Origin of the sequence: uncultured Sphingomonas sp. (assembly GCF_964244235.1) — a bacterium.
In the GTDB taxonomy this organism is placed as follows: domain Bacteria; phylum Pseudomonadota; class Alphaproteobacteria; order Sphingomonadales; family Sphingomonadaceae; genus Sphingomonas.
Window position 1 is genome coordinate 1 of record NZ_CAXTII010000016.1, and the last position, 13,565, is coordinate 13,565.

Below are 13,565 nucleotides of genomic sequence, written 5' to 3' on the forward strand. Positions count from 1 at the left end.
TGATGTTGTTCCGGTTCAACGTTTGATCTTTTGTCCTTTGCCCGCGAGGGGGAGGGTAAATCCGCGAACATTCGCATGAGACCGGCAACGATATACCCGGGGAGGGCAACGCCGATGACCGACAACCGTTTCTATTTCGAGGATCTGGAGGTCGGTCGCAAGGCCAGCTTCGGCAGCTACGCGGTCACGCGCGACGAGGTGATGGCGTTCGCGGCAAAATTCGACCCACAGCCCTTTCACCTGTCCGACGACGCCGCAGCGGCGACGCATTTCGGGCGGCTGTCGGCGAGCGGGTGGCACACGGCCGCGATGACGATGGCGATGGTGGTGGAGAACATGAAGGCGGATCGCCAAGCGGGCCTCGGCTCTCCGGGCATCGACGAACTGAAATGGCTTACCCCGGTCTATCCGGGCGACATTTTAAGATGCGAGACGGAGATACTCGAAAAGCGGCGATCCGCGAGCCGGCCCGAAATGGGCATCTTCAAGAGCCGGATGAACGTTTATAACCAACATGACGTAAAGGTGATGACCTTCGTGTCGAACGGGCTGATCTCCACGCGACCGGTATGACGCGGGGGGACCGTGCGTCCCGCCGCATCCCGGTTTCAGCGATGGTCACCGCCGCTATGCGCCGCATGGCCGCCACCGCCGCCGTGGAAACTCCCGCCGCCGCCGTGGAACCCGCCGCCGCCCTGGTTACCGCCATTACCGCGGAAACCGCCGGTCGCACCCCCGCGATGATCGAAGCCGCCCCAATTGCCGCGCCCGGTATAGCCATTGCCGCGATATTGCTGGCGGCCGTTCCAGTAGCGCTGCTGATCGCCATTCCACCGATAGGGTCGGCGATAACGGTCGTAGACGTAGAAGCCCGACCCTGGGTAATAAAAGTCGCCGTACCAGCCGAAGTAGCTCGCGCCATATCCATAGCCGCCATAGCCGTATAGTCCGTCGCCATAGGCACCGTCGCCATAGGTCCCGTCACCATAGGGACCATCGCCATAATAGCCTGGTGCCGCGGCATAGCCGACACCGACGCCGCCATAGCCATAATCGTCGACGCAACCCGACAAACCAACCGCTAACCCAATGGCGAGCGCCGCAATTCCTGTTTTCCTGAGCATGATATCTCGTCCCGTACGCTGGGCGCGACGTAGAACGCGTCGCGATCATTGCAGAACGTACGACGAACGCCGCGGTTCCGGTAGGACTACTGTCCTACCGACCAGACGGCGATATTGTCTGCATCGGGCGCGAGCACCTCCGGTGCGAAGGACCTACGCCCTCCCGAACCAGTCAATGAACCTCGTCGCGCCAGACATTCCGATACGCGCCCCAGCACAGGAAGCAGAAGATCAGCAGGAAGATCAACGCCGCGAACCCGCCGGCGTGACGGGCTTCCAGCTTCGGCTCCGCGGTCCACGTCAGGAACGACGCGACGTCCTTCGCCATCTGATCGACCGTCGGCTTCGTGCCGTCGGTATATTGCACCTGCCCGTCCGACTTCAGCGGCGGCGGCATCGCGATGTTGAGGTTCGCGAAATACTGGTTGTAATACAGCCCCTTGGGCGTCGCGATATCCGGGAATTCCTTCAGTAATTCGGCCGGCTGCGGACCATAGCCGTGACCGACGAGCCGATAGACATAGTCCGCCCCGCCTTCGCGTGCCTTGGTGATGTCGGACAGATCGGGCGGCACCGCGTTATTGTTCGCGGCGCGCGCGGCGATGTCGTTGGCGAAGACCAGCGGGAAATGATCCGATGGCAAATTCTTGCGGGTCGCCGTTTCACCCGTATCAGGGTTGGGCGACGGCTGTTCGATCTGCCACTGCTGCGCGATGGCCTTCGTCTCGGGCTCGCTATAGCCAAGTTGCTGCAAGTCGCGGAACGCCACCAGACGGATCGAATGGCAGGCGGAGCAAACCTCCTTGAACACCTGGAAACCGCGCTGCAGCTGACGGTCGTCATATTTGCCGAGTAGACCGGCCGACGGCAGGTCTGCGTTCAGCAGCGGGGTGCGATCATGGACCCATTCCGCCGCGGTCTCGGCCGGGGGCGTCTTGATCCGATCGGACACGGTGCCGAACAGCGCCAGCGCCAGCACGAAGACGAACGCGGCGCCGACGACCGCTGCAATTGCACGAACCATTGTTCTTTAAGCCCCTTTTCCGGTCCGGCTCACGCGAGCGCCGTTTGCGCCGGGCTCGTCCCGCCGGCCCTCGAAAGTACCGCTTCGGTGATCGAATTGGGCAGTGGGCGCGGGCGTTCCGAACGCGAGATGACCGGCAGGATGATGAGGAAATGCGCGAAATAATAGGCCGCGGTGATCTGACCCAGGATCGCATAGGTCGGCGTCGCTTCCGACCCGCCGACCCAGCCCAGGATCAGCACGTCGACGACCAGTACCCAGAACGCGATCCGCGCCTTGGGCCGGTAGTTGTTCGACCGCACCGGCGAAGTATCTAGCCACGGCAGGAAGAACAGCAGCAGGATCGAACCGAACATCGCCAGCACGCCCCATAGCTTCGCCGGCAGGATGAAGTCGGCGGTGAACGAGCGCAGGATGGCGTAGAACGGCCAGAAATACCATTCGGGCACGATATGCGCCGGCGTCGAGAGCGGGTTGGCCGGGATGTAATTGTCCGGATGGCCGAGATAATTGGGCGCGAAGAACAGCAGGAACGCGAAGACGAGCAGGAAGATGCCGAGCCCGAACCCGTCCTTCGCGGTATAAAAAGGATGGAAGGGAACGGTGTCCTGCTTGCCCTTCACGTCCACGCCGGTGGGATTGTTCGAGCCCGGGATATGCAGCGCCCAGATGTGCAGCATGATGACCGCCGCGATCACGAACGGCAGCAGGTAATGGAGCGAGAAGAAGCGGTTGAGCGCCGCGTCATCGGGCGCGAACCCGCCCAGCAGCCACACGCGAATGCTCTCGCCGACCAGCGGGATCGCCGAGAAGAAACCGGTGATGACCTGCGCGCCCCAGAAGCTCATCTGGCCCCATGGCAGCACATAGCCCATGAACGCTGTCGCCATCATCAGCAGGAAGATCACGACGCCGAGCAGCCACACCATCTCGCGCGGTGCCTTGTACGAACCGTAATACAGCCCGCGGAAGATGTGCGTGTAGACGACGATGAAGAACATGGATGCGCCGTTCGCGTGCGCATAGCGCAGGAACCAGCCGCCGTTGACGTCGCGCATGATATGTTCGACCGAGTCGAACGCGATCGCGCCGTTAGCGGCATAATGCATCGCCAGCACGATGCCGGTGATGATCTGGATGGCGAGCGCCGCCCCGGCGAGCACGCCGAAGTTCCAGAAATAATTGAGGTTGCGCGGCACCGGATAGCCCGCGCCGACCGCGTTGTAGACGAGCCGCGGTACGGGCAGCTTCTCGTCGAGCCAGCGCATCAGCGGCACCTTCGGCTCGTACTGCTTTGCCCAGGGAAAGCTCATGATCAGGCCGCCTTGCCGACGAGAACCGCCGTATTGGAAGTGAAGGTGTAATCGGGAACGAGCAGGTTCTTGGGAGCCGGCCCCTGCCGGATGCGCGCGGCCGTGTCGTACTGCGACCCGTGGCACGGGCAGAAATACCCGCCGAACTTGCCGCGGTTCTCGCCCTCGTGGATGCCGAGCGGGATGCAGCCCAGATGCGTGCAGACGCCAAGCGTGATGAGCCAGTTCTCGTGGCCGGGCTTGGTGCGCGATGCGAGCGTCGCAGGATCGCGCAGGGTCGAGATGTCGACCGCGTTCGCTTCGGCGATCTCCTTCGGCATCAGGTTGCGCACGAACAGCGGCTGCTTGCGAAAGCTGGTGACGACGCCCTGTCCGGGTTCGATCTTGGTGAGGTCGACCGCGGTGGTCGACAGCGCCAGCACGTCCGCGGACGGACTCATCTGATTGATGAGCGGCAGCACGATCGCAAGACCGCCGACGCCCGCGAGCGATATCGCGGCGATGTTCATGAAGTCGCGGCGGCGCGGATCGTCCATCGGTTCATGAAAAGGCGCGGGATCTTCGCCGAGAGGAACAGTATCGTCGACCGTGGCCATTCAACAAACCCTTGCACGTCACATTGCCGGGCGATGGCGGAAGAACCAGCTTCGTATCGCCGAAGCCCGTGCGCCCACCATGCCTGTCGCCACCCCACGGGAGTGTCGTGGACTGATAGACGGGCGGGGTCGGCTTTGCCAACAGCATTTTGCGGCCCGCCCGCGCAGCGGCTAGGACGGCGGGAATGCGCATCGCCCTGTATCAGCCGGAGATAGCCGGGAATGTCGGTGCCGTTCTCCGCACCGCGGCTTGCCTCGGCGCGGCGGTCGATCTGATCGAGCCGATGGGGTTCCCCTGGGACGACAAACGCGTTGCGCGTGCCGGCATGGACTATATCGACCATGTCGCGATCACCCGTCACGAAGACTGGCCGGCGTTCGAGCGCCAGCTCGCCGGGCGGCTCGTATTACTGACGACCAGGGGCGCCATGCCGCTCCACGGCATGGCGTTCGACCGCGATGACGTGCTGCTGTTCGGGCAGGAGGGGGCCGGCGTGCCGGAAAGCGTCCACATCCGCGCGGATGCCCGCGTGGTGATCCCGATGCGGCCGCGATTACGTTCGCTCAATCTGTCGGTGTCGGTGGCGATCGTTCTCGGCGAGGCGTTGCGGCAAACGGATTGGCCCACCTAATTCCCCTGCCCGCGCGCGGGCAGGTGGTAGCCGCAGGCTGACGGAGGGGGGCTCGCAACCGACGATACCCCTCGCCGCCTGCCCCCTCCCACCACCGCTTCGCGGCGTGTTCGAGCGAGATCACGTCCCCCGGACGTGATCTTGGCTTGCCGGGGGCAAGCCAAAGCTCGAACAGCCTCCCCGTGCCGGGGACGATTTGCTAAGAACCCCGTCGATGCCCCCTCTCGACCCCCAACAAGCCGCCGCTCGCCTGTGGTTCGAACATCTGCGCGATCGTATCTGTGCCGAATTCGTCGCGATCGAACGCGAGGCAGGATCGGACGCGGCGTTCGATTATATCGCCTGGGACCGCGTCGATCCCTCGCGCGAACCCGGCGGCGGCGGGGTCCGGGGCGTGATGAAGGGACGGGTGTTCGAAAAGGTGGGCGTCAACGTCTCCACCGTCGGCGGTATTTTCGAGGGCGAATTCGCCAAGTCGATCCACGGCGCGGGCGACAATCCGGGGTTCTTCGCCACGGGCATCAGCCTGGTCGCACATATGGCCAGCCCGCACGTCCCCGCGGTCCACATGAACTGCCGGTTCCTCGTCACCACCAGACGCTGGTTCGGCGGCGGCGCGGACCTGAACCCGCCGATCCCGATCCCGGAAGACACCGTCTCCTTCCACCAATCGCTCAGGGCCGCGTGCGACGCGCACGGCCCCGGCGATTACGAGCGGTTCAAGCGATGGGCGGACGATTATTTCTACATACCCCATCGGCAGGTCCACCGCGGCGTCGGCGGCATTTTCTACGATCACCTCGAGGGCGATTTCGACGCGAACTTCGCCTTTACGCAGGACGTCGGTCGCGCCTTTCTCGCCAGCTATCCGGCGATCGTCCGACGGCGGATGGACATGCCCTTCACCGCGGACGACATCGCGGTGCGCAACGCATGGCGCGGGCGCTATGCCGAATTCAACCTTGTCTACGATCGCGGCACGTCGTTCGGGCTGAAGACCGGCGGCAATGTCGATGCGATCCTGATGAGCCTGCCCCCCGTCGCGACATGGTCCTGATCGCGCCATGGTCCTGATACCCGTCGCGGACGACGAGGTGGCGACGATCGTCACCACGCTGGAGATGCGCACCCGCCCGCCGCTCCGCCCGATGCCCGTCACTCCGCTGCGACTTGTGCATTGGCAGACCCCGACGCTCGAAGCCTATCGCAGGCTGTTCACCCGGATCGGTGCGCCGTGGCTCTGGTTTTCGCGACTGGCGATGGACGAGGCGCGGCTGGTGGAGACATTGGCCGAACCCGCCAGGCGGATCTTCGCCGTCGCCGATCCACGCGGGATCGAGGTCGGGTTGCTCGAACTGGACTCGCCGGGCGGCGATGTCGTCGACATCGCCTATTTCGCGCTCGTTCCGGAACTGGCGGGCAAGGGGCATGGCCGCTGGCTGATGGCGCAGGCGATGGCGCTTGCCTGGGCCCCCGGCGTCGCGTGCATCCGCGTGCGGACGTGTACGCTGGACCATCCGTCGGCGCTGAGCTTCTACCGCGCGCAAGGCTTCGTCGCGACGGCCCGGACGATCGAAACGTTTCCGGACCCGCGTGCGCTGGGGCTGCTGCCAGCCGACGCCGCGTCGCAAATCCCCTATCTGGCAAGCCGTCGATAGGCCGCGAGCGCCACGATCGTTCCCGCCAGTCCAGACGCGGTCGCCACCGCCGCCGCCGCCGCATCGACGATGGCGATCGGCACCGGGTTGGCATCGGCCCCCGTGCGCAGCCAATTGTCCAGTGCCAGGAACGGCGCGCTGGCGATCCAGCCGGTGACATAGGTGAAGGCAGACAGCGCGGTCAGCGACAGCGATGCGCCGCGTCCCATGCGCCAGCCGCGCGCGATCGCCGCCAGCACGCCGATCGGCCGGTCGGCGACCAGGACGGGCGCGACCAGCATCGTGCGCCCCATGATGAACAACCCCGGGATGACCCACAGCAACAGCCCCAGGCCGGAGGGCAGCATCAGCGCGAACATCGCCAGCAGAAATCGCGGGGCGAGGCCGACCGCGCGACGGAGCGCACCGCGGACATCGGGCTGCACTGGGTCGAGATACAGCGACAGCATCGCCGCGCCGCCGACATAGGCGATCGCATAGGACAGCAGGAACCACCCGCCATGCGCCGTTCCCCAGTCGCCGATCGATTCGACCCATGCCTGGGTCGCAGCCTGGCTATCGGCAGCGGCGGCGTCGGGGGTCGGCGGTGCGGGAACGAGCAACGCGAGCGCATAGGTCGGCAGGAACAGGAACGGGCCGGCGATCCGCAACAGGATGTCGCGGTCGCGGCGGAACAACGTCCACGCATCGCGAAGAACGGTCGTGAAATCGAGGGTCATCAGATGTCGAATGGCGTCCCGGCCGGCGCCGCCGGCCACGCCCGCGTCGCGACGTACAATTGCGCGGTGAACACCGCCGCGACGGTCGAGAACACCGCCGCCACCGCGCCGCCCGCCACCGCCGCCAGGAAGCCGACGGTCGCCTTCGCACCGGTGCCCAGGATCAGCCCGAACACCACCCCCGTCACCGCACGCGCAGCGCTGAACGATATCCCCAGCACGATCAGGTACAGCACGAAGACGCCGATGATCCGCCAGGTGATCCCCCGGGTCAGCGCGAACGACCGGCGGATCGCGCCCATGCCGAGCCGTTCGTTGACCATCACCGCGGTCCACAACGCCAATCGCGCCGCGACCCATAGCGCCAGGATGGCATACAGTAGCCCGTATAGCCCGATGAACCCCGCCTGGCCACTGGACAGCGTCGGCATCTGCCCCGCCTGCATCGCCTCGGGGCTCCACCCCGCACCGACGAGCGCGATGAAGATCGGCAGGAAAAACAGGCCGAACACGATACCGATCAGCAATCCGACCCCAATCGTCGGCAGCAATCGCGCACGGCCGACCGCCCCGGCCTGCGGCTCGGTGGTGGCGGGATCGGTCGACAGAGCGATCAGCGTCAACTGGCCCCAGACCGCCGCCAGCGAGGCGATGATCGCGATCAGTCCGCCGAGCAGCGCGGTAGCGGGCGCATTCTTGCCGACATAGAGCGAATAGGCCGTGCGCACGGCGCCGGGCAGGAAGATCGCCAACGCCGCGATCCCCGCCAGTGCCCGTCCCCGCCCCGACAGCACGTCCGTCGTCCGATCCCAGACGTTCCCCATCCGAACCATGCGCCTTCACCCTTTCGTTGCGGTCGTTGGCGAGAAGACTAGCGCACCTGCAACGGACTGACCACCGCTAGCGTCACGTCGCTTGCAAGCGACCGATGCAGGGGACATGTCGCCCGCGATGACCGGTTCCCGCCCCGACCCTCTGCAGGCGGACAGCCCGCTGCCCGGCGCCGAATGGCGCGTCACGCCCGGTCTCGTCCCCTATGCAGAGGCGCTGGCCGAGATGGAGGCGCGCGCGACCGCCGTCGGCGCTGGCGCGGCGCGCGAACTCGCCTGGCTGCTGGAACATCCACCCGTCTACACCACGGGCACCAGCGCCGTTCCGGACGAACTGATCGATCCGCGTTTTCCCGTCGTGGCGGCCGGACGCGGTGGACGCCACACCTATCACGGCCCCGGCCAGCGGGTTGGCTATCTTGTGCTGGACCTGTCGACGCGCGGGCGCGACGTGCGTCGCTATGTCCATGCGCTGGAGGACTGGGTCATCGCCGCGCTGGCCCGGTTGGACGTGACAGCGTTCAGCGCCGAGGGGCGCGTCGGCATCTGGACTAACGATGGCGGCACCGAGGCGAAGATCGGCGCGATCGGCGTACGCGTCCGCCGGTGGATCACGCTTCACGGCTTCGCGGTGAACGTCGCGCCCGATCTTTCCCATTTCGGGGGTATTGTGCCGTGCGGGCTGCCGGATTATCCCGTCACCAGCATCGCCGCGCTCGGGATCGCGGCGGATATGACCGTCTTCGACGCCGCACTTGCGGCGACTGCAGGGGCTTTTGCTGAAACTCTTTCTTGTGGGAACTAAAACGAGGCTTGAGGGTCAGGCCTATTGCGTTTAATGTCCACTTCGATTTGGGTATTATAAATGGCCACCAGCCGTCCAAATCCTCTATCTAAGGGAGCTTCCGAAATGCGTGCACTTATCTCCAAGGTTATGGCCGGCTCGATGATCGCCGGTGCCGCGCTGATGGTTTCGGCCTGCGGCCCGAAGACCGATACGACCAACACGACCGTCACCGACATGAACTCGACCGAGGGCATGGACACGATGTCGGACAACATGACTGCTGTCGATGGCTCGATGAACGGTGGCACGATGGCCAACGACACGATGGGCAATGGCGGCATGATGGCGAACGACAGCATGACGACCAACAGCACGAGCAACACCACGATGTAATTGCCCCGACGGGCTTCGTCGTAAAAAGGGCCGTCCGGGCGACCGGGCGGCCCTTTTCATTTGAAAGACGCTTTTCGTTTCGCGAACGGCGTGACGGTCGATCCGCATGACGGTTCGTGGTTAAAAACCATTTGGGCCCGGCGACGAAACCACCTAGAATCACCGACATAGTCCTTCGGGGAGGTTTCATGAGTTCGTTGCGTATCGCGGCCGCGCTTATGCTGGCTGCAGGCGGCATCGCCGCGTGGCCGGCGTCGGCCCAATTCTATCTGAAGAGCCATGACATGGCGGGGCGATCGGTGACGGGCGACGAAGCCGATATCGGATTTTCGATGCCGAATGCGACCCCGGCGGAACTGCGCGCCGGTCTGTTGTGGAACATGCGCGCAGGCCTGAACGTGGCGGCGCTGCAATGCCAGTTCGAGCCCACGTTGCTCGTCGTGTCGAACTACAATGCCATGCTGAAGGATCATGACGGCGAATTCGACGCGGCACAGGCGGTGCTGAACAAATATTATCTGCGCACTGCCAAGGTGAAGACGAAAAAGGCGGGATCGGATGCGTTCGACCAGTTCGGCACGCATATCTATTCCAGCTTCTCGACCGTGTCGGCACAGCGCAATTTCTGCCAGACCGCCAACGTCATCGGACGCGATGCGATCTTCACCCCGCGCGGTGGGCTGATCGCATTGGCGCAGGCGCGGATGCGCGAATTGCGCAATAGCCTGGTGCCGTATGGTGAACAGGGCGTGCCCTCCTACGTCTATGCGCGGACCTACAATCTTCCCGTTCCGCGATTGGACGAGGCCTGTTGGTCAAAAAAGGGCGAGTGGCAGGTTCGCAAATGTGGGGAGCAGAATTGGCCGCCCGCAGGGATCGCAGCGCGCTGAGGCTTCGCGGCCGGCCTACCGCAACCCGAGGAGCTTGTGCGTCTGGAGCGACAGCCGCCACCCGGGCCGCGCCATGACCAGCGCGACGCAGGCATCCCGGTTGGCGGCGGCGTCGATATCGTCGAGCGGCTGGATCAACCGGTGCGGGAAAGTCCAGTGCTCGATCAGTTCGATGTCGGTCCCCCGCTGCGGCCAGACCAGCTTCAATTCGTCGCCGGACCGCTGAACGACGACGCTGCCCGCCTTGGGGCTGACGCAGACCCAGTCGATGCGGGGATGCACGGGCAGCGTGCCGTTGGTCTCGATCGCGATCCGGAAGCCTGCCGCGTGCAGCCCATCTACCAACGCGTCGTCGACCTGCAGCATCGGCTCGCCGCCGGTCAGCACGACGAAGCGATCGGTGACGCCCGGCCCCCAGAACCCCACCACCGACGCCGCGAGCGTCGCGGCGTCGGCGAACTTGCCGCCGCCCAACCCGTCGGTGCCGACGAAGTCGGTATCGCAGAACCGGCAGATCGCAGTCGCGCGGTCCTGCTCCCGGCCCGACCATAGATTGCACCCGGCAAAACGCACGAACACCGCACGCGCGCCGGCATTCACGCCCTCGCCCTGGAGCGTCAGGAACATCTCCTTGACCGCGTAGGTCATGGCCCGTCGGCGCGCGCCGACAAACCTGGGAAAACCGCGTACACCGTCGGATCGGCCACGCCGGCCTCCTCGAACCCCTTCGCGCGCAGGCGGCAACTGTCGCAGCGCCCGCAATGTTCGCCGGCAGGTGCCGGATCGTAGCAGGACCAGCTGATTCCCATGTCCAGTCCGAGCCGGTCGCCTTCGCGGACGATATCCGCCTTCGTCATATGCTGCAGCGGGGCCAGGATGCGGAACGGCTCGCCCTCGATCCCCGCCTTGGTAGCGAGTTCGGCCAGTCCTTCGAACGCGGCGATGAATTCGGGGCGGCAATCGGGATAGCCCGAATAATCGAGCGCATTGACCCCGATGAACAGGTCGCGCGCGCCCGCCGCCTCCGCCCAGCCGAGCGCGAGGCTGAGGAAGATCGTGTTGCGTGCAGGCACGTAGGTGACTGGAATACCCGGCTGCACGCCGTCCTTCGGCACCGCGATGTCCGTCGCCGTCAACGCAGAGCCCCCGAACCCGGACAGGTCCATCGGCAGGACGATATGGCGTTCGACACTCAGCGCAGCCGCCACGCGCGCGGCCGCGTCGAGTTCGATCCGGTGACGCTGGCCATAGTCGATCGATAGCGCGAGCAGCCGATAGCCCGCCTCGCGCGCGATCGCTGCGGACACCATCGAGTCGAGCCCGCCCGACACGAGCGCGACCGCGATGGGTTTATGCTGTGACATGATCCATCGCCCGCTAAGCGCTTCCGCACGGCATCGCAACATCTGCAGGCCCGAACGAAAAAGGGCCGCTCGTTGGCGGCCCCGAGTTTCTTACAAGGGAGAGAAAGCGTGCCGAACTAGAAGCACGTCCCGGTCATATGCCAAGGGGGGTAAAGATCGCGTTAATCGTCAGCCGAGACCACGGCCTCCACTGGCACCGGAAAGACGCTCGCGCAGAACGCGCAGTCCACCCGGATCACGCCGTCATCCCCGGCCATCGCCTGACGTTCCTCCAACGGGAATTTCCCGATGACGTTGAGGATATGCTCGGGCGTACACCGGCAACCGTGCGCGATCGGCAGCACCTGATGGACACGCACCTCCTCTTCGTTGAATAGCCGCCAGACCAAAGTCTCCAGCGGCAGCGTCGGGTCGGTCAGTTCTTCTCCGCCCATCGTGGTGCCGAGCGCCGCGACATGCTCCCATTCCGGATGATCCAGCCTCGTGTGCAATCGTTCCCGACCATTCTCTCCTTCGGGCAGATGCTGGAGAAACAGCCCCCCCGCGATCGTGGTGCCGTCGCCGAGCCTGGCGATGCCGACGCGGATCAGGGTCGGGATCTGTTCGGACTGCACGAAATAATTCTGCGCCGCCTCGGTCAGCGTCTCGCCGTCCAGCGGCACGATCCCCTGATACCGCTCGCCCGTCGTCTCCAGATCGAACGTGATCGCGAGATAGCCCGCGCCGAACAGCGCGAAGAGCGTTGGCCGCTCGGGCGCTTCGGCCAGCTTGTCCGCATCATGCTGGACATAGCCCCGGACTTCCCCGCCACGGTAATCGCATACCAGCAATTGGACCACGCCGCTGTCGGTGCGGGTCTGCATCGTCAGCTGACCGCTCGCGTCCTTCAGCGTCGATCCGATCAGTGCAGCGAGCGTCAGCGCCTCGGCAAGCAATGCCTCTATGGCAGGCGGATAGGCGTGCGCCGCAAGCACGGTGTCGAGGGCGGGCCCCAGCCGCACGACGCGCCCACGCGCGGACCGCTGCGGAATCGCGAAGGCTAGCGTGCGGTCGGTATCGGATAGTGCGCGGTCGGTCATATGCGCCGCGAAATGGGGCGGATAGCGCGCGCGATCAACCTGTCCTCGCCCTTCGCCGCCTTCGGCGTCTCTCCCTTTCCATTGGGAGAGGAGTTTCAGGTGAACAGCGCCCCGCGTCGTTCAGATCATGCGGGCATGATCGACCTGAACTGGGCCCGCTCGGCGCAGCCGGGTGGGAAGGGCGAGACAATATCGCTACCCGATCTGCCCGAAACACCAGCGCAACACGCTCTTCTGCGCATGCAGCCGGTTTGCCGCCTCCGCCCAGATCAGCGATTGCGGTCCGTCGATGACTTCCGCCGCAACCTCCTCGCCGCGATGCGCGGGCAGGCAGTGCAGGAATACCGCATCGGGCTTCGCGCACGTCATCAGCTGCGACGTGACCTGGTACGGCATCAACGCCTTCAGCTTCGTATCGGCGTGGAGCTGTCCCATCGATATCCAGCTATCCGTCACGACGACGTCCGACCCCGCCACCGCCTCCGCCGGATCGGCGACGACGCGCGCGCGGCCCTTCCCCAGCGCGACATCGGCGTCGCTCGGCTGGAACCCCCGAGGGCAGGCAGCAGTCACGTCGAACTGCATCAATCCGGCCGCCTCCATGATCGAGGCGAGGACATTGTTGCCGTCGCCCAGCCACGCGACCTTCAGCCCCGGCAGCGCCTTGCCGGCCTCGACGATCGTCAGCAGATCCGCAATGATCTGACAGGGGTGCGACGCGTCGGTCAGTCCGTTGATGACCGGAACATTGGCATAGGCCGCCATCTCCTCGACCTTGATGTGATCGTCGGTGCGGATCATGATCGCGTCGCAATAGCCCGACAGGATGCGTGCAGTGTCCGCCACCGTCTCGCCGCGGCCGAGCTGCGTCGTTCCGGCGTCCATCACGATCGACGTGCCGCCCAATTGCCGGATCGCCATGTCGAACGACACGCGGGTGCGGGTGGAGTTCTTCTCGAACACGCAGGCCAGGACATGACCCGCGAGCGGCGCATCCGCGTCCGCCCTGCCCCTGGGCCAGCCCGCGCGCGCCGCCTTGCGGTCGAGCGCATCCGCCAGCATCGCGGCGATGCCGTCGGGTCCGGCATCCGACAGGTTCAGGAAATGGCGCACTCTAATCCTCCCCGCTCGCGGGGAGGGGGACCAGCCGCAGGCT

The 13,565-nt window shown here is 65.3% G+C and carries 17 protein-coding genes; 7 read left to right on the top strand and 10 right to left on the bottom strand.

Annotated elements, in window-relative coordinates; genetic code table 11:
• Positions 1-114 precede the first annotated feature (114 nt).
• Positions 115-573, top strand: a complete 459-nt coding sequence (locus ACFE7D_RS04725; RefSeq protein WP_375394277.1) for a MaoC family dehydratase — start codon at positions 115-117, stop codon at positions 571-573.
• A 35-nt stretch (positions 574-608) separates the two neighbouring features.
• Here ACFE7D_RS04725 and ACFE7D_RS04730 read toward each other — a convergent pair whose 3' ends face one another.
• The 4 genes from ACFE7D_RS04730 to petA all read right to left on the bottom strand — a co-directional run bounded on the left by ACFE7D_RS04730 (position 609) and on the right by petA (position 4,057).
• Positions 609-1,073, bottom strand: a complete 465-nt coding sequence (locus ACFE7D_RS04730; RefSeq protein WP_375394278.1) for a hypothetical protein — start codon at positions 1,071-1,073, stop codon at positions 609-611.
• 223 nt (positions 1,074-1,296) lie between these two features.
• Positions 1,297-2,148: a cytochrome c1 gene (locus ACFE7D_RS04735; protein WP_375394279.1), complete on the bottom strand. Its 852-nt coding sequence runs from the start codon at positions 2,146-2,148 to the stop codon at positions 1,297-1,299.
• A 29-nt stretch (positions 2,149-2,177) separates the two neighbouring features.
• Positions 2,178-3,461, bottom strand: a complete 1,284-nt coding sequence (locus ACFE7D_RS04740; RefSeq protein WP_375394280.1) for a cytochrome bc complex cytochrome b subunit — start codon at positions 3,459-3,461, stop codon at positions 2,178-2,180.
• 2 nt (positions 3,462-3,463) lie between these two features.
• On the bottom strand, positions 3,464-4,057 hold the full coding sequence (gene petA / locus ACFE7D_RS04745; RefSeq protein WP_375394281.1) for a ubiquinol-cytochrome c reductase iron-sulfur subunit: 594 nt from the start codon (positions 4,055-4,057) through the stop codon (positions 3,464-3,466).
• Between the two features lie 185 nt (positions 4,058-4,242).
• Between petA and ACFE7D_RS04750 the strand changes: the two genes are divergently transcribed.
• The 3 genes from ACFE7D_RS04750 to ACFE7D_RS04760 all read left to right on the top strand — a co-directional run bounded on the left by ACFE7D_RS04750 (position 4,243) and on the right by ACFE7D_RS04760 (position 6,347).
• Positions 4,243-4,689, top strand: coding sequence for a tRNA (cytidine(34)-2'-O)-methyltransferase (locus ACFE7D_RS04750; RefSeq protein WP_375394282.1), 447 nt, complete (start codon positions 4,243-4,245; stop codon positions 4,687-4,689).
• 214 nt (positions 4,690-4,903) lie between these two features.
• Positions 4,904-5,746: an oxygen-dependent coproporphyrinogen oxidase gene (gene hemF, locus ACFE7D_RS04755; RefSeq protein ID WP_375394283.1), complete on the top strand. Its 843-nt coding sequence runs from the start codon at positions 4,904-4,906 to the stop codon at positions 5,744-5,746.
• Between the two features lie 7 nt (positions 5,747-5,753).
• Entirely contained in the window at positions 5,754-6,347 is a 594-nt protein-coding gene (locus ACFE7D_RS04760; protein ID WP_375394284.1) for a GNAT family N-acetyltransferase, read from the top strand.
• Here ACFE7D_RS04760 and ACFE7D_RS04765 read toward each other — a convergent pair.
• The gene (locus ACFE7D_RS04765; RefSeq protein ID WP_375394285.1) at positions 6,326-7,066 is read right to left on the bottom strand and encodes a hypothetical protein; all 741 of its coding nucleotides are present in this window, start codon (positions 7,064-7,066) and stop codon (positions 6,326-6,328) included. The two genes, ACFE7D_RS04760 and ACFE7D_RS04765, sit on opposite strands and share 22 nt — an antisense overlap.
• Entirely contained in the window at positions 7,066-7,890 is an 825-nt protein-coding gene (locus tag ACFE7D_RS04770) for a hypothetical protein (RefSeq protein WP_375394286.1), read from the bottom strand. The genes ACFE7D_RS04765 and ACFE7D_RS04770 overlap by 1 nt, the downstream gene beginning before the upstream one ends.
• A 127-nt stretch (positions 7,891-8,017) precedes the next feature.
• Between ACFE7D_RS04770 and lipB the strand changes: the two genes are divergently transcribed.
• The 3 genes from lipB to ACFE7D_RS04785 all read left to right on the top strand — a co-directional run bounded on the left by lipB (position 8,018) and on the right by ACFE7D_RS04785 (position 9,966).
• The gene (gene lipB / locus ACFE7D_RS04775) at positions 8,018-8,701 is read left to right on the top strand and encodes a lipoyl(octanoyl) transferase LipB (RefSeq protein WP_375394287.1); all 684 of its coding nucleotides are present in this window, start codon (positions 8,018-8,020) and stop codon (positions 8,699-8,701) included.
• A gap of 105 nt (positions 8,702-8,806) precedes the next feature.
• A complete protein-coding gene (locus ACFE7D_RS04780; RefSeq protein ID WP_375394288.1) occupies positions 8,807-9,076 on the top strand; it encodes a hypothetical protein in 270 nt (89 codons plus the stop codon).
• Between the two features lie 188 nt (positions 9,077-9,264).
• A complete protein-coding gene (locus ACFE7D_RS04785) occupies positions 9,265-9,966 on the top strand; it encodes a hypothetical protein (protein WP_375394289.1) in 702 nt (233 codons plus the stop codon).
• Positions 9,967-9,981: 15 nt separating this feature from the next.
• On the opposite strand, the gene queE is transcribed toward ACFE7D_RS04785, so the two are convergent.
• From queE to argF, 4 genes are all read right to left on the bottom strand, one after another.
• Positions 9,982-10,614: a 7-carboxy-7-deazaguanine synthase gene (gene queE, locus ACFE7D_RS04790; RefSeq protein WP_375394290.1), complete on the bottom strand. Its 633-nt coding sequence runs from the start codon at positions 10,612-10,614 to the stop codon at positions 9,982-9,984.
• Positions 10,611-11,330, bottom strand: a complete 720-nt coding sequence (gene queC / locus ACFE7D_RS04795; protein ID WP_375394291.1) for a 7-cyano-7-deazaguanine synthase QueC — start codon at positions 11,328-11,330, stop codon at positions 10,611-10,613. Before queC ends, queE begins: the two co-directional genes overlap by 4 nt.
• Before the next feature lie 161 nt (positions 11,331-11,491).
• A complete protein-coding gene (locus ACFE7D_RS04800) occupies positions 11,492-12,409 on the bottom strand; it encodes an Hsp33 family molecular chaperone HslO (protein WP_375394292.1) in 918 nt (305 codons plus the stop codon).
• A 195-nt stretch (positions 12,410-12,604) separates the two neighbouring features.
• On the bottom strand, positions 12,605-13,522 hold the full coding sequence (gene argF, locus ACFE7D_RS04805) for an ornithine carbamoyltransferase (RefSeq protein WP_375394293.1): 918 nt from the start codon (positions 13,520-13,522) through the stop codon (positions 12,605-12,607).
• Between the last annotated feature and the right edge of the window lie 43 nt (positions 13,523-13,565).

What these genes read in the sequence shown, in the direction of transcription:
- ACFE7D_RS04725 (WP_375394277.1), top strand. Translation starts at nt 115, where the DNA reads ATGACCGACAACCGTTTCTATTTCGAGGATCTGGAGGTCGGTCGCAAG.
- ACFE7D_RS04735 (WP_375394279.1), bottom strand. Translation starts at nt 2,148, where the DNA reads ATGGTTCGTGCAATTGCAGCGGTCGTCGGCGCCGCGTTCGTCTTCGTG.
- ACFE7D_RS04740 (WP_375394280.1), bottom strand. Translation starts at nt 3,461, where the DNA reads ATGAGCTTTCCCTGGGCAAAGCAGTACGAGCCGAAGGTGCCGCTGATG.
- petA (WP_375394281.1), bottom strand. Translation starts at nt 4,057, where the DNA reads ATGGCCACGGTCGACGATACTGTTCCTCTCGGCGAAGATCCCGCGCCT.
- ACFE7D_RS04750 (WP_375394282.1), top strand. Translation starts at nt 4,243, where the DNA reads ATGCGCATCGCCCTGTATCAGCCGGAGATAGCCGGGAATGTCGGTGCC.
- hemF (WP_375394283.1), top strand. Translation starts at nt 4,904, where the DNA reads ATGCCCCCTCTCGACCCCCAACAAGCCGCCGCTCGCCTGTGGTTCGAA.
- ACFE7D_RS04760 (WP_375394284.1), top strand. Translation starts at nt 5,754, where the DNA reads ATGGTCCTGATACCCGTCGCGGACGACGAGGTGGCGACGATCGTCACC.
- ACFE7D_RS04765 (WP_375394285.1), bottom strand. Translation starts at nt 7,066, where the DNA reads ATGACCCTCGATTTCACGACCGTTCTTCGCGATGCGTGGACGTTGTTC.
- ACFE7D_RS04770 (WP_375394286.1), bottom strand. Translation starts at nt 7,890, where the DNA reads ATGGGGAACGTCTGGGATCGGACGACGGACGTGCTGTCGGGGCGGGGA.
- lipB (WP_375394287.1), top strand. Translation starts at nt 8,018, where the DNA reads ATGACCGGTTCCCGCCCCGACCCTCTGCAGGCGGACAGCCCGCTGCCC.
- ACFE7D_RS04780 (WP_375394288.1), top strand. Translation starts at nt 8,807, where the DNA reads ATGCGTGCACTTATCTCCAAGGTTATGGCCGGCTCGATGATCGCCGGT.
- ACFE7D_RS04785 (WP_375394289.1), top strand. Translation starts at nt 9,265, where the DNA reads ATGAGTTCGTTGCGTATCGCGGCCGCGCTTATGCTGGCTGCAGGCGGC.
- queE (WP_375394290.1), bottom strand. Translation starts at nt 10,614, where the DNA reads ATGACCTACGCGGTCAAGGAGATGTTCCTGACGCTCCAGGGCGAGGGC.
- queC (WP_375394291.1), bottom strand. Translation starts at nt 11,330, where the DNA reads ATGTCACAGCATAAACCCATCGCGGTCGCGCTCGTGTCGGGCGGGCTC.
- ACFE7D_RS04800 (WP_375394292.1), bottom strand. Translation starts at nt 12,409, where the DNA reads ATGACCGACCGCGCACTATCCGATACCGACCGCACGCTAGCCTTCGCG.